This is a genomic window from Microbacterium sp. lyk4-40-TSB-66 (assembly GCF_030209475.1).
Lineage (GTDB): Bacteria > Actinomycetota > Actinomycetes > Actinomycetales > Microbacteriaceae > Microbacterium.
Map to the genome: position 1 here is coordinate 57,984 of NZ_JARVRW010000001.1, position 17,673 is coordinate 75,656.

Genomic DNA, 17,673 nt, shown 5'->3' on the forward strand with positions numbered 1-17,673 from the left:
CGCCTCGAGCTTTCAGGGGCGAAAGACCGCTCTCACGCACCCATCGGCCTTCTTCTTGAACATCGCATATCCCTGGGGTCCCTCGTCGAGCGACATGACGTGCGTCGCGAGGTGCTCGGTGACGAGCTCGCCCCGCGCCATCCGCTCAAGCAGCATCGGGATGTAGCGGTGCCCGTGCTGCTGGGCTGAGCGCAGGGTAAGTCCCTTATTCATCACGGCTCCCAGCGGGAACTTGTCCACAAATCCCCCGAATACTCCGAGCACGAAAAGGCTCCCGCCCTTGCGCGCGGCGAAGATTGCCTCGCGTACGGCCGTCGGCCGGTCGGTCTGTAGCCTCAGCTGTTGCTTGAGCTGATCGAACGCGAAGTCGGGACTGTCGCGATGGGCCTCCATCCCCACTGCTTCGATGCAGACGTCGGGACCACGCCCGCCCGTCAGCTCGCGCAGCTCCGCCGTCACCTCGCTGGTCTCATAGTTCATGGTCTCCGCACCGATGACCTGCTCCACCTGCGTGAGGCGCTCCTGGAAGCGGTCGATCACGATGACCCGCTCGGCTCCGAGCAGCAAGGAAGCGCGCGCCGCCATCTGGCCCACCCCTCCGGCTCCCCAGACCGCGACGGTGTCGCCGGGCTTCACCCCGCCGAGATCCGCTCCCATCCACCCCGTGGGAGCGGCATCCGACGCAAACAACGCGCGTTCGTCGCTCACCCCCTCCGGGACGGGGAAGGCACCCTGGTCGGCGTAGGGCACCCGGATGTACTCCGCGTGGCTGCCCGCCCACCCGCCGAGCGCGTGGGAGTAGCCGTAGCAGCCACCGGGGGCCTGCCCCCAGAGCATCTCGGGGATGCCCGCGTTGGGGTTGCCGTTGTCGCACAGCGAATACAGCTCGTTGCGGCAGTACCAGCACTTCCCGCAACTGATGAAGGAGCAGACCACGACGCGGTCGCCCACCCTGTGCTTCGTGACGCCCGATCCGACCTCGACGACCTCGCCGAGGAACTCGTGCCCCAGCACGTCACCGGCCCGCATCGTCGGGACGTAGCCGCCGAGCAGATGCAGATCCGACCCGCAGGTCGTGCTGAGGATCACCTTAACGATGACATCGTGAGAATTCAGGATGCCGGGATCCTCGACGTTCTCGACCGCGAGCTCGTTCACCCCGGTCCAACACAGAGCTTTCACAGCACACCCTCGCCCTTCGCGTCGGCCTCTGCCTTGTCGACCGCACCCCCGAGCAGGGTGGGTGGACGCTCCCCGTGCGGTCGCGGCTTCACCCGGAGGATCTCGCCCGTCTCGAACACCTGCTTCGCGTCGCGCAGCGCCTGCCGCAACTTTCGCGGGGCATCCTTCTCTCCGGGGAGATCAGTCCCCTCCCGCACCCGGGCGTGCACCTCGAAGCCCTTGTCGCCGGGCGCCGGTTGCACGCGGATCTCGAGCGAGTCGGCCACGCGGCGGAGCGGTTCGGGATACCCGCCGCTGGTGAAGTCGTCGGCGTCCCCCAGGATGGTGACGGCCTTCCACCCCTCGGGGTGCTCTCCGTCGCCGTCCGATTCGCGCCCCTTCTTCACCAAGGAGCGCGCGACAAGCCCCGCCGCGACGGACGCGACCCCGATGCCGACGGCCGCGGCCGCCCTACCCGCCATGATCACGCCGCCTTTCCGGGCTTCAGCACGATCTTGGTCCAGCCGTCGTCGCGGTTGTCGAAGTGCTCGTAGGCGTCCGGCGCCTCATCGAGCGACAACTCGTGGCTGACGATGAACGACGGCGTCGCCTTTCCCGCGGCGATGAGGTCGCGCAGCTGCCGGTTGTACTTCTTCACCGGCGCCTGCCCCGTGCCCATCGTCTGACCCTTGAACCAGTGCAGGCCGATGTCGAACGCGATCTGCCCCTGTTTCGCCAGTTCGTCGGACGCACCCGGGTCTTGCGGCACGAACACCCCGACGGTGCCGATGCGCCCGGTGAAGCGCACTGACTGTACGAGTCGGTTGAGCGTGAGGTTCGGCTGCTCGTCGCCGCCGGGGTCGTGTGCCTGATACCCGACGCACTCGCACCCGTTGTCGGCGCCGAGCCCCATCGTCTGTTCGAGCACGGCCTGCACGGGATCGACTTTCGAGTCGTCGATGGCGATCGCCCCGATCGACTCCGCCAGCCGCAGGCGATCCGGATGCCGGTCGACGACCATCACCTTGCTCGCGCCCTTGATCGTGGCCGACAGTGCCGCCATCAAGCCGACGGGACCGGCGCCATAGATGACCGTCTGGTCCCCCGGCTTCACGCCCGCCATCTCGGTGGCGTGGTACCCGGTCGGGAAGATGTCGGCCAGCATGACGTAGTCGCTGGACCTTTCCTCCGCATCCTCGCCGAGTCGCAGGCAGTTGAAGTCGCCCCACGGGACGCGCAGCAACTCTGCTTGCCCACCGGCCCACGGGCCCATGTCGGCGAAACCGTACGCTGCACCCGCAAATTCCGGGACAGGCTGGGCGGTGAGGCAGTAGTTGGTCAGACCCCGCTCGCAGTTCTTGCAGTGTCCGCACGCCACGTTGAACGGCAGCACGACGTGATCACCGACCTTCACCTTGTCGACGCCGTCGCCGACCTCGATTACTTCGCCCATGTTCTCGTGGCCGAACCATCGCCCCGTCTCGAAGCTGGTCCGACCCTCATACATATGCAGATCGGACCCGCAGATATTGGTCGTGGTAATGCGGACCAGAACGTCGGTGGGGCGCTCGATGCGGGCGTCCGGGACGTCCTTAACGGAGACCGTCCGCGGTCCCTCGTAAACGACTGCTCTCATGATCGACTCCTCACGTGGTCATCCGTCCGGGACGGGCCGCGGCCGTTCGATCGCGGTAGAGCTCTATGTCACTCCGTGGGCGGGGTCAGCACCATTGGCAGATCGACCTATCCGGCGGAGGATGAGCGGGCGCGGTGCCGCGTGCGCGGTGGGCTGGCGCGAGCGATCGTGGAAAGCGAGGATGGAGCCGTGCTGCGGGAGGCGCAGCGTTCGCAGGCTCGAACGGGGGCGTCATGACTGTGCGCTCGGTGACCACGGTGAGTGAATCCGTCGAGGATGCCCTCGCCGCCTGGGAGGTGATGTGCCCCGGAGCGGTCAACGGACGGATCGACCCGTCCCAGTACCGCTTCCGCTCGAGCGTGCAGACCTTCGAGGGCGGCGGGACCATCGCATACAGCCTCACGGGAGCGACGGCCGTGAACGCCCAGTTGCACAACGAGCTGACCGTGGCGGACTTCGCCGGCGCCGGCCTCCACGGAACCGTCGGTCGAGACGGTCTTCCCCTGGACGGTCCGTTTCTGTGTCCGTTCGAACCCATCGACATGGGCTGGCGCTCGGTGTCGGTGCGTGGCAGCACGATCGACATGGCGGTCGCAACGGAGTATCTGCGATCGGTCGCCGCGGATGACGCCGTCGTCGTCGGGATGAGCGATTGCCGTCCGCGGACGCCCGCGCTCCGTGACTACTGGCGGGCCACCTTCCGCGGTGCACATGCCCTCCTCGCGGAACTGGACGGGCAGGACGCTCCTCTCATCGAGGCCGAGATTCGACGGTCGCTGCTCGTGGCGACACTCCTGGCCTTCCCGACCAATCTCGGCACCGCGCCGGGTCGAGGGGAGAGCCGGATGGCTCCCCTCGTCGCGCGTGCGAAGTCATACATGGATTCGCACGCGCATGAGCCTCTCACCATGCCCGGAGTTGCCCGGCACCTGGGGTGCTCCCTTCGTACCCTGCAAGAGGCGTTCGCGCGAGACGATCTGGGCGCGCCCTCCGTTTATCTGCGCACCGTTCGACTGAACAACGCCCGCGAGACCCTCCGCGCCGCGCAACCGGGCACTGCGACGATCGCCCAGACGGCACGGGCGTGGGGCTACGCCTCCCCTAGTCGATTCACGATGCACTACACGCGCGAGTTTGGTCGCACCCCTCGGGAAGACCTGAAACACTGACGGGCAAATCGTCCGCTTTGCGCGGGCGTACTATCCCATCGGCGCGGGGTGCCCGCAATGGGGGTGCGGAATGGCCGGACATCGTCACAAGCTGTGGGCAACGATGCGCGCCGATGTCACGACTCTCGCCGAGGGAACGTCGGGCGCCGGACTGGACGGTCGTGATGGGCAAGTTCATCTACGACTCCACAGTAAAAGTGGACGTCGAGGATCGATTGCTGGCGCACCTGCAGATCGTAATGGTGGGCAAGGTGCGACGGGGAGAATCGTTCACTTTCACGTGGAACGATGACATATCGACCGGTGGCGGCCGGACGAGCGTATACATCCACCCGCATGCCTCTTTGCAGTTCAAGTACCACGGCAGTCGACAGCCGCAGATTAACCCGGAGTGGATTCACGCCCTGATCTTCACCGCCAACTCCTCACGGGGTCTTTACATCGTTCGGGAGCCCGACGGCTCGACGACGCCGATCGCGGCCATTCCAAGAGTCCGGTCATGAGGTCTCCGCGCGTGGGTCGCGAAGCCCAGCCTCGGGCCGTCTGAGGCCGCCGAAGAACGATGGACAGGTGACGCTAATGTTCCGCGACGCGGCGCTCGAGCTTGCCGAGATCGCCGCGCGCCCGGGCACGGCGCACGAGCGAGCTCAGGCCTTGCTCGACGAGCTGCAGCTACGCCTCCCCTTCGACGGCGCCTGGATGGCGCTAGCCGAGCCGGACGGCTCGGGATACACCCCCCTGGCGAGCACCGACCTCGACGGGTCGAGTCTGCGCTACCTCAGCGGACCGAGGATGGCGCACGACATCGACCGCACCGGGGCCAACCGCGACCGGCCGCCGATCAGCCTGTCCGATCTACCTTATGCGGCCCAGGACCTGCAGACCTGGGCCGAGTGTCTGCTTCCTGCAGGCTTCCATGAAGCGCTGTCCGTTGCGCTATTCGAAGACGGTGGACGCCATGTGGGGTTCATGACGGTGCTCTTCCGGCACGCCGACCCCCCATCATCGTCCCTCCGTCGCGAGCTGACTCGACTCGTCCCGCAACTCGCCACCGGGATCGACCCCGTGCGCTCACTTGCCGCCTCGACGGTGATCGTCCGCGATGCCGAAGCGGGCGTCGTCATCCTCCCCGGGGACGCCGTCGCGCCTCTTCCGGGCCTGCCCGACCACAGCCTGCTCGCGCCCGGCTCTCTCCTTGTCAGCACCGCGCGCGATGTCATCTCGGAGGGGCGCACCTACGCCACTTTCCTGTGGCGATGCGGCACGAGACGAGCACTCGACGATTTGGTTCGAGTGACGGTGCTGGCCGGCGAATCCGACCTCGAGGCGGTGGCCTGCGGCGCGCTCATCCTGTCGTCCCCGAGAGATTTGCGCGGGCTGACGACCCGAGAGTTCGAGGTCTTGGGCCACGTCATCGAGGGATGTTCCAACCTCGAAATCGCGCGCGCGCTCGTGGTGTCGCCCCGGACCATCGCCGCTCACCTCGAACACATCCTCGCGAAGTTGGATGCCAGCTCGCGCGCGTGCGCCGCCGTGCGCGCCGAGCGGGCCGGCTTGTACGTCCCGGCCGTGGGGACCCGCGCGGTGCCCGTCGCGCCAGGAACGCCTCTCCGGCGAACCCACTCAACGAAGGACTTAGCGTGTCGCATCTCGCCCTAAAGGCCGGCATCGCTGCGATAGTTGGCTTGGGGGCGGCCGCGATTGTCCTGGTCCTCGGGGTACCCGAGCTTTCGCCCTTGGTGGGATGGGTGGTCGCCTCGGGCGTGTTCTTGACCTGGGCCTGGTCGAGGGCGTGGCCCGCCGACAGCGAACGTACGCGCTCCCTAGCGCGCCACGAAGACCGCTCCCGAAAGCTGGTCGACGCATTAATCATCGCGGCGACCCTTCTAAGTGCCGTGCTAGTCGTGTTCGCCCTCCTCCGCAGTCAGCAGAAAGACGTCGTCGGCGCGGCGGCCGCCATCCTCGCCGTCGTGGGGGTCATAGCGGCCTGGGCCCTCATTAACACCGTCTATGCCTTCAAGTACGCCCGGATGTACTACCTCGACGATGGGCACCGCTTCGACTTCGACCAAGACGAAGACCCCGCCTATAGCGATTTCGCGTACACGGCGTTCTCAATCGGAATGGCGTACAACGCGAGCAATGTCACCCAGTCATCGACCCCCTCGCGGCGCATCGCGATGGGTCACGCTCTGCTGTCGTATTTCTTCGGCACTTTCGTGGTTGCGGTCGCCATCAACCTCATTACTGGCCTGACCCAGGGAGGGTGAAAAACCGCGTCCCCAGGTTACCGGGGGTGAAGGCTCGCACGTCGTGAAGTACTCACTCGCCGATCTCGAGGGGGAGTCATGATCGCGAAGGAGAAGTTGGCTTTCGGCGATCTGACGGAGGAGGAGTGGAGCGTGTGACGTGATGCATCTGACATAACCGTTCACTATCGGTTCATTCGCTCCTGACCCGCCGCTTGCCTGGCGGGTGTTCGCCCAACTTGGGCAACTGTTGCTGACCAACCCCGTGCATGGCATCGGCCTGCCTCGTTACGCCCCGCTACGCTGCAGATCGCCCGCCCCCGCGGCATCCCGTAGCTTCATCACACCAACCACTCCGAAGGCAGGTGAAGCCATGTCCCGCACGATCTCGTCGACAGTCCACCCGATCCAGCGCTGCATGGCAGCCTCGAACCCCTCCGCTTGGTGGGACGGCCTCGTCATCGAGGCCGATGGCTCGACGGCGACCGTCGCGCTGTTGAACGGCACGACGGTATGGCTGCGGATCGTCGGCCCGCCCGTCGACATCGCGGTGGGGGAGCCGGTGGCGTACCACCCGGTCGCCGAACTGCTCAGCGCGTCCGCGATCATCACGACCGCGCGCGCCGCATAGCCGAGCGGCCGCCGACGAAGCGTCAGCGGCCGCAGCGAAGAACAGAGCTCAGGCGCTCATCGAGGCCATCATGGCCTCGCACTTCATGACCATGTCGTCGCAGGCCATCGCGCAGTAGCGGCACATCTCGTCCATGTCGGCGTGGGCGCGGCACTCGGCGGCGCAGGCCTTGCCCATGGTCATGCAGGCGGACATCATGGCGCGCATCACGTCCATGTTCATCCCCGCCGGACGCATCATCATGTGCATCGTCGCCTGCGCCATCTCGACCATGTTCGAGCACATCGCGCAGCACGTGGCCATTTCGGGGCCGTGCATCATGTCGCTGCCGGCGCACATCGCCGCGGCCGTCGCGCAAGCGTTGAGCGATTGCATGCATTCCTGCATGGCATTCATGTCCATCGACATCTCGCCCATGTCCATCGACTTCATCATCGCCATCGTGTCCATTGGATCTCCCGTGTTCTCGTCGTGACAGAGTGACCGGATGCCGCGGAGTGACTCCGGCGTACCGGCATGCTACGCCCGCGGTGTCGGGGCTCGACAGGGTTCCGAGGCGCTTGATCAGAAACCTGGGGAGGACGCCGTGGGGGAGGAGGGGCGGCCGCGTTCGGTCGTGACGCTGCTGGCCATTCTGGTGACGCTGCTGCTCGCCGTGGTCGCGCTCCTGGTGTCGGGGGCGCTGGCGGCGCTCGTCGATCCAGAGATCGAGGGAGCGACGCATTTGCTCACTGCGCCTTCAGCCGACGCCTCACGAAATCGAGGGGCAATCGCGGTCCAAGGTTGTCAAATCTATCGATAGTCGAGAGAATCGTATCGTTATTCGACGATTGGATGCCTCGTGAGTCTTGCTCTGACGCGTACGGCGCAGTCCGTACTCGCCCTCGCTCTGGCCGGATCTCTCGTCGTGCAGGCGATGATCCTCCCCGCGATCTACCGCGACCTGGCGGATGCGCCGCCGCTGCCGCGGACGGCATTCGTGGCGCTCGTCGGGCTCGGCATCCTGAGTCTTCAAGTGTTCGCAGTGTGCGTGTGGCGTCTGCTGTCGAAGGTTCGTCAGGGGACGGTGTTCGCCGAAGGCGCGTTTCGCGACGTCGACGTCATCACGGGGTCACTGGTCGTCGTGGTCGCCGTGCTCGCGGCCATCGCGGCGCTGCTGGCGCCAGGAGATGCGGCGCCCGGTGTGGTCGGACTCATCGGTGGTGCCGCTTTGGTCTTCGCGGGTTTCGCGCTGCTCGTGCGCGTGATGAAAGGTCTGCTGCGGCAGGCCATCGCTCGAGAGAAGGAAGTCGTGGGGCTGCGCACGGAACTGGGCGAAGTGATCTGATGGCGATCGTGATCGACATCGACATCATGATCGCGCGTCGCAAAATGGGCGTCGGTGAGCTCGCCGACCGGATCGGCATCACACCAGCCAACCTCGCCGTCCTGAAGAACGGGCGTGCCAAGGCCGTGCGCTTCTCAACGCTCAGCGCGTTATGCGAGGCGCTCGACTGCCAGCCCGGTGACCTGCTGCGGTGGGAGCCGGAGGAGGTAGGCGTCGAGCCCTCGACGCTCACCGATCAGCGTGCCTGACGCCGGCGTCCGTCACCTTCGCGGGCCGCTTGCCGTTGCTGGTCGCGCTCACGAACGCGGAACTGTAACGGGCTACGCGACGCGACGGAATCTCGGCCCCGAATAGCCGTCGCGCTCGATGATGTCCGTGAACATCTCCACCGGTCGCACCCAGTACGAGTAGTCGTCGTAGAGCTTGCGATAGGAGACGAAGACCTCTTCGGTCTCGGAGTGCCGCGCCGTCCCGAACACCTCGTAGCGCTGTCCCTTGAAGTGCTCGTAGATGCCGGGTTCGACGTCGACGGACTTCACGACGATGCGGCTGCTCGGTCCGTGCGCGACTGCAGGTACTCGCACAGCTTTCCGGTTGTGTACAGCTCCTCGCCTAGAGCGATGAGGTGCGAGCCCGACAGGGGGAACTCGCCGGACCGCTCCGTGAGAGCGGCCGTCCACGTGCGCTCGCAGTCGACGTTCATGTAGATCGATGCCGGTCCGTGGTTGAGGTGGATGGCGACCAGCCCCGATCCCGCATGCTCGGGGTCTTCCTGCGGAAGGACGTGCACCGTCGCATGCGCGACGTGGTCGGTCTTCTCGTATTCGGCCACCCACTCCGTGATCTCGTTGAAGGTGGGGCGGGTGGCGCAGGTCATGGGGTCGAGACTAGCCTTCCGGGGCGTTCCCGCGGCTACCCGGCAGGTGCCCTGATCCAGCTCGACACTGCGAGGGTTCCCACGGGAACTGCTGCGAACCCGCGACGGCGCTAGCGTGAGGTCGGAGAGGACGGCGAATGCACAGCGAATGGGACGAGTCGTACTTCGACGCGCCTCGGGAAGACCCATCGATCTACTGGGTGTGTTTCTGGACCGGAGACGACATCGAGGAAGCCGCGCGTCACGACCCACAGCGGATCACCGGTGCCGACTCGGTCGTCCAGGTGCTCGAGTGGGTATACGAGGTGAAGGAGGAGCGCCGGTTCGAGCTCTTCGTGGAAACCGCGGAGCGCGTCGGGACCAGCGCACACGGTTCGAGCGACCGTCGCACGCTCATCCGTCTCGCGGGTGACTTCACGTCAGGAGGTACGACGTGCACAACCGCGCTTTACGCCGAGGAGTGAGGTCCCCGCATGGCTGACGATCTCTCGCAGACCGACCTCGCCCACCTCCGCCGCGCCATCGAGCTGTCTCAGCTCGCCCGCGAGCATGGCAACCATCCGTTCGGCGCCCTGCTCGTCACCGGAGACGGTCGCGTGATCGAGGCCGAGAACACGGTCATCACCGATCACGACGTCACCTGCCACGCCGAGACCAACCTCGTGCGTCTCGCGTGGAGGTGGATGGATGCCGCCGAGCTACCGGCATCCACCCTGTTCACCTCGTGCGAGCCCTGCGCCATGTGCTGCGGGGCGATCTTCTGGGCGGGGATCGGCCGCGTGGTCTATGCGCTGTCGGGCAGGGCGCTCATCGACCTCGCGGGACCGGGGGACGATCTCGATCTGCCGTCACGCGAGGTGTTCGCGCGCGGAGGCCGGTCGACGAGCGTGTCGGGGCCGCACCTCGAGGAGGAGGCGGCGAAGGTGCACCGGGGGTTCTGGGGCTGAGCGGGGCTTGTCGGTTCACCGCGCGCGGATGCCGACCGACCTCAGCTCGAGACCGGCGAGGCGCCGGACGACGTCGGGGTCGCCGCGTCGCCAGGCGCCCAGGGCATCCGGGTCGACCTTCGTGATCGCGTCCACCTTCTGATTGGTCAGTGCGCGGAGCGCGAGCAGGTCGGTGCTGAGGCCAGCGCGCATCTGCGTGCGGGCGTGCGTCGCGCGACGGATGAAGCGGAGCCGCGGGACGAGCCAGACGAGCAGCACGATCAGGATCGGCAGAGCGGCGACGCCGACGCCGAGCGCGATCGCCGCCTGCAGCACCAGGTCCTGCTGCGTCTGCCCGGCGGAGGCGAGGGTGTCGCCCGCCGAGCTCGCCGTCTCGAACGGAGCGCTGATCCCGTCGCCGATCAAGGGGACTCCGCCCAGGCGGGCGCCGACATCGGTCATCGACGTGCGGAAGTCGGCCCCCGCGGTCTGCATCTGACGACCGAACTGCGCGAGTTGGTTGACCGTGGCGAACACGAACACCCCCACCGCGGCACTCACCGCGATGAGCGCGAGGGCGATGATGTCGGCGGTCACCTGACGCGCACGTTGCGCGGCGAAGTCGGAATACAGTTTCACGTCGTCACTCTCCCACGCACAATGCGCGCAACCGGGGGATACGAAAGGCCCCCGACGCAAAGTTCACGCATTTCGGGTGGCGTGTAAGAGTCGCGTCGATGGCGAACATGGGTCAGCGTGGAAGATGTGTCATCCCGGTCGGCCCGCGCGCGCTTCGAGGAGACGGTGCGGCTCGTCGCCGACCCCGTACGCCGCTATCTCTGGCGGCGCGCTGACCCCGCGACCGCGGAGGATGTGCTGGCCGAGACCCTGGTCGTGCTCTGGCGGCGCCACGATCACATACCGACGGGTGCGGAGTCCGTCGCGTGGGCCATCGGTGTGGCTCGGCTGCAACTCGCGAACGCGCACCGCGCCCAGCGGCGTCGAGATCGGTTGGTCGCCAAGATCAGCGTTCTCGACCCTCCGGTCACATCGGTCGGCGAGAGCGGGGGACCCGTCGACGACGAGGTGCGCGCCACCATCGCGAGCCTTCGGCCGGCGGATGCCGAGGTGCTGCGGCTCTGGGCGTGGGACGAGCTCGCACCTCGCGAGATCGCGATCGTCCTCGGCACCACGGTCAACGCGGCGACGGTCCGTCTCCATCGCGCGCGACGACGGTTCGAAGACGCCTGGCGTAAGACCCATCCGGACTCCGGACATACCGAAGCAGAAGAAGGGAACGAACCGTGAACGACGCATCTCAGGACGCACTGCGCCGACTGCTCCGAACGGGCGACCCTGCTTCGTCGCTGCCGCCGCTGCGCAGCGACCAGATCGTTCGACTCTCGGAGGACACCGTGAACCCCCAGAACGCCCGGCCCCGTCCTCGCGTCAACCGGCGAGGAGTGCTCGTCGGCGCCCTGTGTGCCGGGGCGGCGGCGATCGCCGCGGTGGCCTTCGCCGTTCCCGCGATCATCGGGACGTCGGTCACCGCGACCGCGCTGACGCAGCCGGATGCCGGTGGACCGGCGGCGATGTGCGCCCAGGTGACTCCCGAGGCGGTCGAGGCAGCGGGAACGTCGTTCCGCGCCGCCGTCCGCAGCATCGCGGACGGCACGGTGACGCTCGCCGTCACGGAGCGCTTCGCCGGCGAGGTCAGCGACACGGTGACGGTCACGCAGGGGCAGGGGGCCGGTATCGACGGAGAACCGATTGTCTTCGTCGACGGTGAGAGCTATTTGCTCAGCGCGTCCTCCGACGGCGTCATCATCACGTGCGGCGTGAGCGGGGTCGCCGACGAGGGGCTGACCGCCGTGTACGACGCGGCGTTCGGATAGACAGCGGGCGCGAACGATTCATGCTGACGGACAATGGCCAGTGTCAGCCAGGCTTCTCCGAGAAATCGGGGGCGGCGGGGCGATGCGGCAGGTCACGTGGCCCCGCGTCCAGTATTCGCCTTACTCGCTCAAATGTCCGGGGAGTCAGATCCTCCGCAGGGAAGAAATCGTTCAGCAGGTCCTCGGCCTCCTCGGCGGTCCGGATCTCAAGCACCAAGAGAAGTACGGCCACGTCGTCAGCGTCACGCGGCCCCCGTCTCTCGAGGGCACGGAGCTTCATTGCGAGGAGCATTGCGGGAGACGCCGCTTGGACGACAATCCCGTCCTGATCGTAAAGTGTCACCCATTCCGCGCTTCGCCCCATTCCATCGGGGAGGAACATCGCCGCTTCATCATTGACCCAAGTGATGGGCCAGCCTCGTTCTCGTGCGATCTCGGCGGCAGCCGCCGCGACGTCTTCGGGCGGGGTGATGGGTCCGTCGATGTCCACGGTCGCGGGACGGTCGGCGTCGATCGTCAGAGCTATGGCCGCCCCGCCGACGATCTGGATGGTCGCCGAATTGCCTGCAGCTCTCAGGCGAACGATGATCTCGCGGATGCCGTCGATGATGTCGGCCCGAGTCAGCGTGCCGGACACGAGGTCCCTTCTGTGCGAGGCGAGCTCCGTCTACACACTGAGCAGCTCGCCTTTCTCGATCGCGACACCTCGCCGGAGGAACTCCGCCGCGATCTGTGAGCGATCCGCGGCCCACGGAAGAGGGCGCGAGCTGCGCTGAGGCTCCCAGATGGCATCCGGATGACCCGGACGCTGCGCCGCCCAGGTGGGAACGGGCGCGGACACTTCTCGCAGGCGCAACTCCACGAGTGCGGCGACGGCGTCCAGCCAACGGGAGGGTGACTCATCCGGCGGCTCTGCGGAGAGAAGCACTCGCTTCACGGGGTCGGCGGAGGCGAGATCGTCTGCGAGTTGGAGAAAACGGCGATACGCCTGCGCGTGCCGTTCGTCAGCCTCAGCCTGCGTGATCTCGTCGACGGCGCTGGCAGCGGGTGTGCGACCTTCTGCATCGAAGGGAACCCATTCGAGTCCGATCGTCGAGGCGAGTCGATCCAAGGTGGACGAGGTCGGGTCGCGGCGGCCATTCTCGATGGCGCTGAGATTGCTGGCGCCGACGCCCGATCGAGAAGCCACGGTCCTAAGACTCTCACCGGATCGCCGGCGCGCCCGCCGGAACGAACTCACGATCGTCACGAGTCACCTCCTGTTATCTAAAACGATAACACCCTCGTCTTCAGCGGGGCGCGCGCGCTGACAAGGGCCCGGACACACCGCCCGGGCCCTTCGCGCAGCGGTTACGGCCGCCCGCCGCCCATTCCTCCTCCTCCCATCCCGCCGGCTGCCGCGACACCGGCCGTGACCGAGGTCGCGGTGCCGTCGACGCTCACGGTGTACGACTGCCCGTCGGTGATCGTGGATGCCGAGAACACCACCGAAGCGAAGGACTTCGTGGCCGTGTACGAGGAGATGACGGTGCCGCCGGCATCCGTGATTTGAACCGTCGAACCCGCGGAACCCGACGCGGCAGCCGCCAACCAGCCCTGCGCCGACGACTCGTCGGGAGACTCCGCCATGCCGGAGCTGCCGATCGCGACGAGCGTTCCCCCCGACACGTCGATGCCGCCGTTCGAATCGAGCGCGCCGTTGTTCTGCGCGGTGGGGCCGTAGACGGTGACGTCTCCGCCGGTCATGGTGATGCTGCCGTTCGAATCGAGGCCGTCGCCGCCGGCGTCGACCACGAGGGTGCCGTCCGAGATCGTGAGGGTTTCGCCGGTGTCCTGCATGCCGCCGCCCATGCCGCCGCTCGAGCTCGACGCGGCGTTCCCCGACGCGTTCACGCCGTCGTCCGACGAGGTCACGCGGGTGGTGCCGCCGGCGATGCGGATGTCGGCCGCCTCGAGGCCCTCGTACGACTGGCTGATCGTGACGTCACCGCCCGCGATCGCGAGTGCCGTCTCGGCATGGATGCCATCGCCCTCGGCCGCGAGCGAGAGCGTGCCGCCGGTGATCACGGCATCCGTCTGCGCGTCGATGCCGTCGTCGGTCGCGGTGCCGTCGATGGTGCCGCCGACGATCCAGACGTATCCCTGGGTGGCGTCATCCGTCTGATCGCTCTTGAGCGCATCGCCGCCGGCGGTGAGGGTGAGCGTGCCGTCCTTCACGACGAGGGAGTCCTTGCCGCGGAGGGCGTCGTCGGCGGCATCCACCGTGATCGTGCCGCCGATGATCGCGAGGTCGTCGGTGGCGGAGATGCCGTCGTTGCCTGAGTCGGTGACCGTGAGGGCGCCGGAGCCTGAGACGGTGAGGTCGCTGTCGGCGTAGATGGCGGCGCTCGCGTCGGCGTCGGCGGAACTCGTCGCGGTGACCGTGTTGGTGGACCCGGCGGCCAGATTCACCGCCACGTCGTCGGCCGTCACGACCTGGATCGCCGAACCCGAGGTGCTCGCGATCGTCGCGTCGTCGAGCACGAGGATCACCTGCGCGTCGTCGGGGGCGGCGACCACGACGTTCCCGTCGAGCGTGCCGCTGAGCTGGTAGACGCCCGCGGCGGTGATCGTGATGGTCGACCCGTCGACGGTGACGCCCGCCGAGTCGCTCGAGGCGGTGGCGCCCGCGAGCGTGATGGTCTCGGCATCCGCGATGCTCCACTCGTCGTCGTTCACGACCGTGCCGTCGGCGTTGGCCGCGAGCAGCTCGGCGGCGGCTTCGGGGATGGTGGAGTCGATGTCGGAGGTGGTCTGCACACGGGATTCGACGCTGGATTCCGCGGCGGCCGACGGCGAAGCGGAGGAGAGGGTCGTGGCGGGCTGTGCGGTGACGGCGCAGCCGGCGAGGACGAGGCCGGCGAGGGCCAGGGGCAGGGCGAGGGGGATCAGGCGGCGCATGATGCGTCCTTTCGGGTGGGGTGGGAGGAGGCGAACGGGCCCGCGAGCACGCGGGTCCAGCGGTTGGAGGGGAGGTCGGAGCGCAGGGCCGCCATGCCGGTGGCGTACTTGCTGATGCGCTGCGGGCGGTGTCCGGCCCGCCAGAGTGCCCGGTCGAAGGCGCCTGCCTGACCGGGGGACTTCGTCTCGACGATCGCGAAACGGGGGAGGGTGAACCCGCCGCCGCCGGCATCGACCCAGCGCAGGTCGAGGTCGATCGTCGCGCGCGACGGGATCGCACCCGGCAGCAGCAGCGTGGTGCGGCGGTACAGCGTCTGCAGCCGTGCATCGAGGTCGTCGGCGCGGGTGGGCTCGACCCCGATCGCGTCGAGCGCCTCGGCCACGTCATCACGGGCCTCGGCGGTGAGCCGGTCGGCGGCGTCGAGGTCGTAGGCGTCGCGGTCCTTGCGGGTGAGACCGCGCGCACCGCGCGTCTTCAACTCGAGGTACGCCGCCCCCGTATCGACGTAGGTGCGGGTGCGGAGCTTGAACCGACGCCGGCGCCCGTGGGCGGCGAGGCGGTAGCTCAGCAGGTCGGGGGTGTCGAAATACACCGACCGGTAGGCGAGTTCGCGCTCGCCGGCGATCTCGAGGGCGGCCGGCGCGTCGGCGGAGCGCTGGAGGTCTTCGAGAAGGGATGCCGTGGCATCCATCGGCACGACGTACTTGCGGTCGACGCGGGTGAGCAGGGCGGCGTCGGTGGTGAGGGCGTCGAGGCCGATCGCGGGGAGGGCCGCGATGGCGGTGGCGGCGCGGGCGCGGGCGGTCATCGGGTGCCCCCGAGCAGATCGGCGAATGCCGCGTCGGCGCTGCGACGCGGGCCGGGGGCCGCGTCGGAGAGCTCGCCGACGCCTCGCGGGGCGGCGGCGACCGGCCGTGCGCCGCCCACCCGGTACCGCACGTCGACCAGGGTCGTGTCGTCGACGAGGTCGAGCTGCTGCACGGTCAGACCCGTCACCTCGCCGCCGAGCAGACGTTCGAGTTCGGCGCGCAGCTCGGTCTCGTCGGCGATCGCGCGGTCGAGGTGCACGGTCTGGTGGCGGGCCCGCGACAGCACGCGCGGGTGATCGGCGACGGCGAGGACGGCCACGATGAGGGCGACCAGAAGAAGAGGGGTGGCGAGGTCGGTGGGCGGCAGTCCGCAGATCAGGCCGATCGCGAGAGCGGCGAAGTAGTACGCCACCTCGCGCTGGGTGATCTCGCTCGAGCGGAGCCGGATGATCGACAGCACGCCGAAGAGTCCGAGGCCGAGACCCAGGGCTACCTCGGCGGTGCCGAGCACGGTCGCCACAGCCAGCACGCCGACGTTGACGCCGAGGAAGGCGACGACGAGGTCCCGCCGGCGGTGACGCTGGAAGTAGATGGCGCTGAGCAGGATGGCGGCGACGAGGTCGGTCGCGGCGAGGATCAGGGCGGTGGTGGTCATGGGGTGCTCCTAGCGGGGGTCCGGGTGGCGGGATGGATGAGGCTGAGCGTGTCAAGGGCTCGGGGTGGGGGATGGGTGCCGGTCCCTTCGACAGGCTCAGGGACCTGGGTTGTGGGCTGGCGGCGGCGGAGGCTGAGGGTGTCGAGGCCTCGGGGCGGGGGATGGGTGCCGGTCCCTTCGACAGGCTCAGGGACCCGGGTGGGGGACTCGGGGACCTGGTCGGGGGACTCGGGGACCTGGGCGGGGGGCTCAGGGACCGGGGTGGCGGACCCGGCGACCTCGGTGGCGGACCCGGGAGTCAGGGACGGAAGGCCCTGGGTCGCGGGCGGCTCCGGCCGTGAGATCGGCGTGCGCGTCGGGGGCCCGGCATCCGTTCGCGGGAAGACGAGCGCGCGCTGCACGCCGTAGCTGAGGACGAACAGCACCCCCTCGGTCACGACCTTCGCCGGCAGCAGGGCCAGGCCGTTGTCGGTCAGGAACGACATCCACGCGATGTTCGAGGCGAGCAGCGCGAGGGCGAGTACGCCGTATCTCACGGCCTGGGGCAGCATCGACCCGCCGCGCGCGCGGAAGACGACGCGGCGGTTGACGACGAAGTTGGCCGTGGCCGACAGCACGCGGGCGGCGATGATCGAGGGCACGAGCCACCCGGTGAGCGCCTGCAGCACGAGGAGTGCGACCGTGTCGACGAGGAACGCGGCGAGCGACGACGACGCGAACAGCAGCACCGGCAGCAGCACGCGCAGGGAGTCGCGCACAGGGCGGAAGTGGCTCGCGGCGTTGTGATCGAGGTAGACGGTGTCGATGGGCACCTCGTGCGCGGCGAGCTGGTCGGGGCCGAGGCGCAGCAGCATCCGCTGCTCGTACTCGAAGCCCTCGCCCGGGATGCCGATCGCCCAGGCCAGGCGGTCGGAGGGGATGCCGCGGAGCCCGGTCTGCGTATCGGAGACCCGGCGACCGGTCGCGAGACGGAAGAGCCCGCGCGCGGTCGCGTTGCCGACCCGACTCCGAAGCGGAACCTCACCGCGGAACCCGCGGACCCCCAGCACGAGCGTGCTCCGGCCGGCGGCCGCGTCGCGGCGGAGGGCATCGGCCACGCGGCAGACGTCGGCGGGCGTGTGCTGGCCGTCGGCGTCGGCGGTGACGACGTCGGCATCCGGATCGTGGACGGCGATGTGGGCGAAGCCCGTCTTCAGCGCCGCTCCCTTGCCGCGGTTGCTCGGGTGCGCGACGACGTGGGCGCCCGCCTCGCGGGCGGCGGCGAACACCGACGCAAAGGCGGGACCGCTGCCGTCGTCGACGACCAGCACGTCGAGGTCGGGATCGGCGCGCAGCAGCTCGAACACGAGGGCGGGCAGCCGCGGGCCGGGCTCGAAGGCGGGGATGAGGACGAACAC

At 68.3% G+C, this 17,673-nt stretch carries 25 protein-coding genes; 12 read left to right on the forward strand and 13 right to left on the reverse strand.

All coding sequences use genetic code 11. The features are described from left to right. Positions 1 to 12: 12 nt before the first annotated feature. The 3 genes from QRO03_RS00275 to QRO03_RS00285 are packed head-to-tail and all read right to left on the reverse strand — an operon-like array spanning position 13 to position 2,797. On the reverse strand, positions 13 to 1,182 hold the full coding sequence (locus QRO03_RS00275) for a zinc-dependent alcohol dehydrogenase (protein ID WP_285135526.1): 1,170 nt from the start codon (positions 1,180 to 1,182) through the stop codon (positions 13 to 15). Further along, complete coding sequence (locus tag QRO03_RS00280; RefSeq protein ID WP_285135527.1) at positions 1,179 to 1,643, reverse strand: hypothetical protein; 465 nt, start codon at positions 1,641 to 1,643, stop codon at positions 1,179 to 1,181. Before QRO03_RS00280 ends, QRO03_RS00275 begins: the two co-directional genes overlap by 4 nt. Before the next feature lie 2 nt (positions 1,644 to 1,645). Further along, entirely contained in the window at positions 1,646 to 2,797 is a 1,152-nt protein-coding gene (locus QRO03_RS00285) for a glutathione-independent formaldehyde dehydrogenase (RefSeq protein ID WP_285135528.1), read from the reverse strand. Positions 2,798 to 3,030: 233 nt separating this feature from the next. Between QRO03_RS00285 and QRO03_RS00290 the strand changes: the two genes are divergently transcribed. The 5 genes from QRO03_RS00290 to QRO03_RS00310 all read left to right on the forward strand — a co-directional run bounded on the left by QRO03_RS00290 (position 3,031) and on the right by QRO03_RS00310 (position 6,846). Continuing rightward, a complete protein-coding gene (locus tag QRO03_RS00290; protein ID WP_285135529.1) occupies positions 3,031 to 3,966 on the forward strand; it encodes a helix-turn-helix transcriptional regulator in 936 nt (311 codons plus the stop codon). A 113-nt stretch (positions 3,967 to 4,079) separates the two neighbouring features. Then, the gene (locus QRO03_RS00295; protein WP_502882989.1) at positions 4,080 to 4,469 is read left to right on the forward strand and encodes a DUF7882 family protein; all 390 of its coding nucleotides are present in this window, start codon (positions 4,080 to 4,082) and stop codon (positions 4,467 to 4,469) included. Between the two features lie 76 nt (positions 4,470 to 4,545). After that, positions 4,546 to 5,625, forward strand: coding sequence for a helix-turn-helix transcriptional regulator (locus tag QRO03_RS00300; protein ID WP_285135871.1), 1,080 nt, complete (start codon positions 4,546 to 4,548; stop codon positions 5,623 to 5,625). Positions 5,626 to 5,705: 80 nt separating this feature from the next. After that, positions 5,706 to 6,236, forward strand: a complete 531-nt coding sequence (locus QRO03_RS00305) for a DUF1345 domain-containing protein (protein WP_285135872.1) — start codon at positions 5,706 to 5,708, stop codon at positions 6,234 to 6,236. A 352-nt stretch (positions 6,237 to 6,588) separates the two neighbouring features. Continuing rightward, positions 6,589 to 6,846, forward strand: coding sequence for a nuclease (locus QRO03_RS00310; protein WP_285135530.1), 258 nt, complete (start codon positions 6,589 to 6,591; stop codon positions 6,844 to 6,846). Positions 6,847 to 6,894: 48 nt separating this feature from the next. Here QRO03_RS00310 and QRO03_RS00315 read toward each other — a convergent pair whose 3' ends face one another. After that, complete coding sequence (locus tag QRO03_RS00315; RefSeq protein WP_285135531.1) at positions 6,895 to 7,287, reverse strand: four-helix bundle copper-binding protein; 393 nt, start codon at positions 7,285 to 7,287, stop codon at positions 6,895 to 6,897. Positions 7,288 to 7,462: 175 nt separating this feature from the next. On the opposite strand from QRO03_RS00315, the gene QRO03_RS00320 reads away from it, so the two are divergent. From QRO03_RS00320 to QRO03_RS00330, 3 genes are read left to right on the forward strand one after another with little or no spacing between them, the layout of a single operon-like run. Then, positions 7,463 to 7,648, forward strand: a complete 186-nt coding sequence (locus QRO03_RS00320) for a hypothetical protein (protein ID WP_285135532.1) — start codon at positions 7,463 to 7,465, stop codon at positions 7,646 to 7,648. 39 nt (positions 7,649 to 7,687) lie between these two features. After that, positions 7,688 to 8,173: a DUF2975 domain-containing protein gene (locus QRO03_RS00325; protein ID WP_285135533.1), complete on the forward strand. Its 486-nt coding sequence runs from the start codon at positions 7,688 to 7,690 to the stop codon at positions 8,171 to 8,173. Next, complete coding sequence (locus tag QRO03_RS00330) at positions 8,173 to 8,421, forward strand: helix-turn-helix domain-containing protein (RefSeq protein ID WP_285135534.1); 249 nt, start codon at positions 8,173 to 8,175, stop codon at positions 8,419 to 8,421. The genes QRO03_RS00325 and QRO03_RS00330 overlap by 1 nt, the downstream gene beginning before the upstream one ends. A 72-nt stretch (positions 8,422 to 8,493) precedes the next feature. Here QRO03_RS00330 and QRO03_RS00335 read toward each other — a convergent pair whose 3' ends face one another. After that, the gene (locus QRO03_RS00335; protein ID WP_285135535.1) at positions 8,494 to 8,712 is read right to left on the reverse strand and encodes a DUF1653 domain-containing protein; all 219 of its coding nucleotides are present in this window, start codon (positions 8,710 to 8,712) and stop codon (positions 8,494 to 8,496) included. Continuing rightward, entirely contained in the window at positions 8,709 to 9,050 is a 342-nt protein-coding gene (locus QRO03_RS00340) for a hypothetical protein (protein ID WP_285135536.1), read from the reverse strand. Before QRO03_RS00340 ends, QRO03_RS00335 begins: the two co-directional genes overlap by 4 nt. 137 nt (positions 9,051 to 9,187) lie before the next feature. Between QRO03_RS00340 and QRO03_RS00345 the strand changes: the two genes are divergently transcribed. Together QRO03_RS00345 and QRO03_RS00350 are read left to right on the forward strand one after the other, a co-directional pair. Beyond that, positions 9,188 to 9,514: a hypothetical protein gene (locus tag QRO03_RS00345; protein WP_285135537.1), complete on the forward strand. Its 327-nt coding sequence runs from the start codon at positions 9,188 to 9,190 to the stop codon at positions 9,512 to 9,514. Between the two features lie 9 nt (positions 9,515 to 9,523). After that, entirely contained in the window at positions 9,524 to 9,997 is a 474-nt protein-coding gene (locus QRO03_RS00350) for a nucleoside deaminase (RefSeq protein ID WP_285135538.1), read from the forward strand. A gap of 15 nt (positions 9,998 to 10,012) precedes the next feature. Here the strand turns inward: QRO03_RS00350 and QRO03_RS00355 are convergent, their stop codons facing one another. Continuing rightward, the gene (locus QRO03_RS00355) at positions 10,013 to 10,615 is read right to left on the reverse strand and encodes a hypothetical protein (protein WP_285135539.1); all 603 of its coding nucleotides are present in this window, start codon (positions 10,613 to 10,615) and stop codon (positions 10,013 to 10,015) included. Positions 10,616 to 10,741: 126 nt separating this feature from the next. On the opposite strand from QRO03_RS00355, the gene QRO03_RS00360 reads away from it, so the two are divergent. Both QRO03_RS00360 and QRO03_RS00365 read left to right on the forward strand, forming a co-directional pair. Then, positions 10,742 to 11,284, forward strand: a complete 543-nt coding sequence (locus QRO03_RS00360) for an RNA polymerase sigma factor (protein WP_285135540.1) — start codon at positions 10,742 to 10,744, stop codon at positions 11,282 to 11,284. Continuing rightward, entirely contained in the window at positions 11,281 to 11,871 is a 591-nt protein-coding gene (locus tag QRO03_RS00365; RefSeq protein WP_285135541.1) for a hypothetical protein, read from the forward strand. Before QRO03_RS00360 ends, QRO03_RS00365 begins: the two co-directional genes overlap by 4 nt. Positions 11,872 to 11,914: 43 nt before the next feature. Here QRO03_RS00365 and QRO03_RS00370 read toward each other — a convergent pair whose 3' ends face one another. From QRO03_RS00370 to QRO03_RS00395, 6 genes are all read right to left on the reverse strand, one after another. Further along, on the reverse strand, positions 11,915 to 12,508 hold the full coding sequence (locus QRO03_RS00370; protein ID WP_285135542.1) for a hypothetical protein: 594 nt from the start codon (positions 12,506 to 12,508) through the stop codon (positions 11,915 to 11,917). 30 nt (positions 12,509 to 12,538) lie between these two features. Continuing rightward, the gene (locus QRO03_RS00375) at positions 12,539 to 13,120 is read right to left on the reverse strand and encodes a helix-turn-helix domain-containing protein (RefSeq protein WP_285135543.1); all 582 of its coding nucleotides are present in this window, start codon (positions 13,118 to 13,120) and stop codon (positions 12,539 to 12,541) included. Between the two features lie 101 nt (positions 13,121 to 13,221). Continuing rightward, on the reverse strand, positions 13,222 to 14,811 hold the full coding sequence (locus QRO03_RS00380) for a carbohydrate-binding domain-containing protein (protein WP_285135544.1): 1,590 nt from the start codon (positions 14,809 to 14,811) through the stop codon (positions 13,222 to 13,224). Further along, positions 14,799 to 15,620, reverse strand: a complete 822-nt coding sequence (locus QRO03_RS00385; RefSeq protein ID WP_285135545.1) for a polyphosphate polymerase domain-containing protein — start codon at positions 15,618 to 15,620, stop codon at positions 14,799 to 14,801. The genes QRO03_RS00380 and QRO03_RS00385 overlap by 13 nt, the downstream gene beginning before the upstream one ends. Continuing rightward, positions 15,617 to 16,276, reverse strand: a complete 660-nt coding sequence (locus tag QRO03_RS00390; protein WP_285135546.1) for a DUF4956 domain-containing protein — start codon at positions 16,274 to 16,276, stop codon at positions 15,617 to 15,619. Before QRO03_RS00390 ends, QRO03_RS00385 begins: the two co-directional genes overlap by 4 nt. After that, entirely contained in the window at positions 16,273 to 17,673 is a 1,401-nt protein-coding gene (locus QRO03_RS00395; protein ID WP_285135547.1) for a glycosyltransferase, read from the reverse strand. Before QRO03_RS00395 ends, QRO03_RS00390 begins: the two co-directional genes overlap by 4 nt.

Excerpts from the sequence above, each read along its gene's own strand:
- QRO03_RS00350 (WP_285135538.1), top strand. The coding sequence starts at position 9,524 with ATGGCTGACGATCTCTCGCAGACCGACCTCGCCCACCTCCGCCGCGCC.
- QRO03_RS00290 (WP_285135529.1), top strand. The coding sequence starts at position 3,031 with ATGACTGTGCGCTCGGTGACCACGGTGAGTGAATCCGTCGAGGATGCC.
- QRO03_RS00300 (WP_285135871.1), top strand. The coding sequence starts at position 4,546 with ATGTTCCGCGACGCGGCGCTCGAGCTTGCCGAGATCGCCGCGCGCCCG.
- QRO03_RS00315 (WP_285135531.1), bottom strand. The coding sequence starts at position 7,287 with ATGGCGATGATGAAGTCGATGGACATGGGCGAGATGTCGATGGACATG.
- QRO03_RS00380 (WP_285135544.1), bottom strand. The coding sequence starts at position 14,811 with ATGCGCCGCCTGATCCCCCTCGCCCTGCCCCTGGCCCTCGCCGGCCTC.
- QRO03_RS00330 (WP_285135534.1), top strand. The coding sequence starts at position 8,173 with ATGGCGATCGTGATCGACATCGACATCATGATCGCGCGTCGCAAAATG.
- QRO03_RS00285 (WP_285135528.1), bottom strand. The coding sequence starts at position 2,797 with ATGAGAGCAGTCGTTTACGAGGGACCGCGGACGGTCTCCGTTAAGGAC.
- QRO03_RS00295 (WP_502882989.1), top strand. The coding sequence starts at position 4,080 with ATGTCACGACTCTCGCCGAGGGAACGTCGGGCGCCGGACTGGACGGTC.
- QRO03_RS00340 (WP_285135536.1), bottom strand. The coding sequence starts at position 9,050 with ATGACCTGCGCCACCCGCCCCACCTTCAACGAGATCACGGAGTGGGTG.
- QRO03_RS00385 (WP_285135545.1), bottom strand. The coding sequence starts at position 15,620 with ATGACCGCCCGCGCCCGCGCCGCCACCGCCATCGCGGCCCTCCCCGCG.
- QRO03_RS00345 (WP_285135537.1), top strand. The coding sequence starts at position 9,188 with ATGCACAGCGAATGGGACGAGTCGTACTTCGACGCGCCTCGGGAAGAC.
- QRO03_RS00310 (WP_285135530.1), top strand. The coding sequence starts at position 6,589 with ATGTCCCGCACGATCTCGTCGACAGTCCACCCGATCCAGCGCTGCATG.
- QRO03_RS00390 (WP_285135546.1), bottom strand. The coding sequence starts at position 16,276 with ATGACCACCACCGCCCTGATCCTCGCCGCGACCGACCTCGTCGCCGCC.
- QRO03_RS00280 (WP_285135527.1), bottom strand. The coding sequence starts at position 1,643 with ATGGCGGGTAGGGCGGCCGCGGCCGTCGGCATCGGGGTCGCGTCCGTC.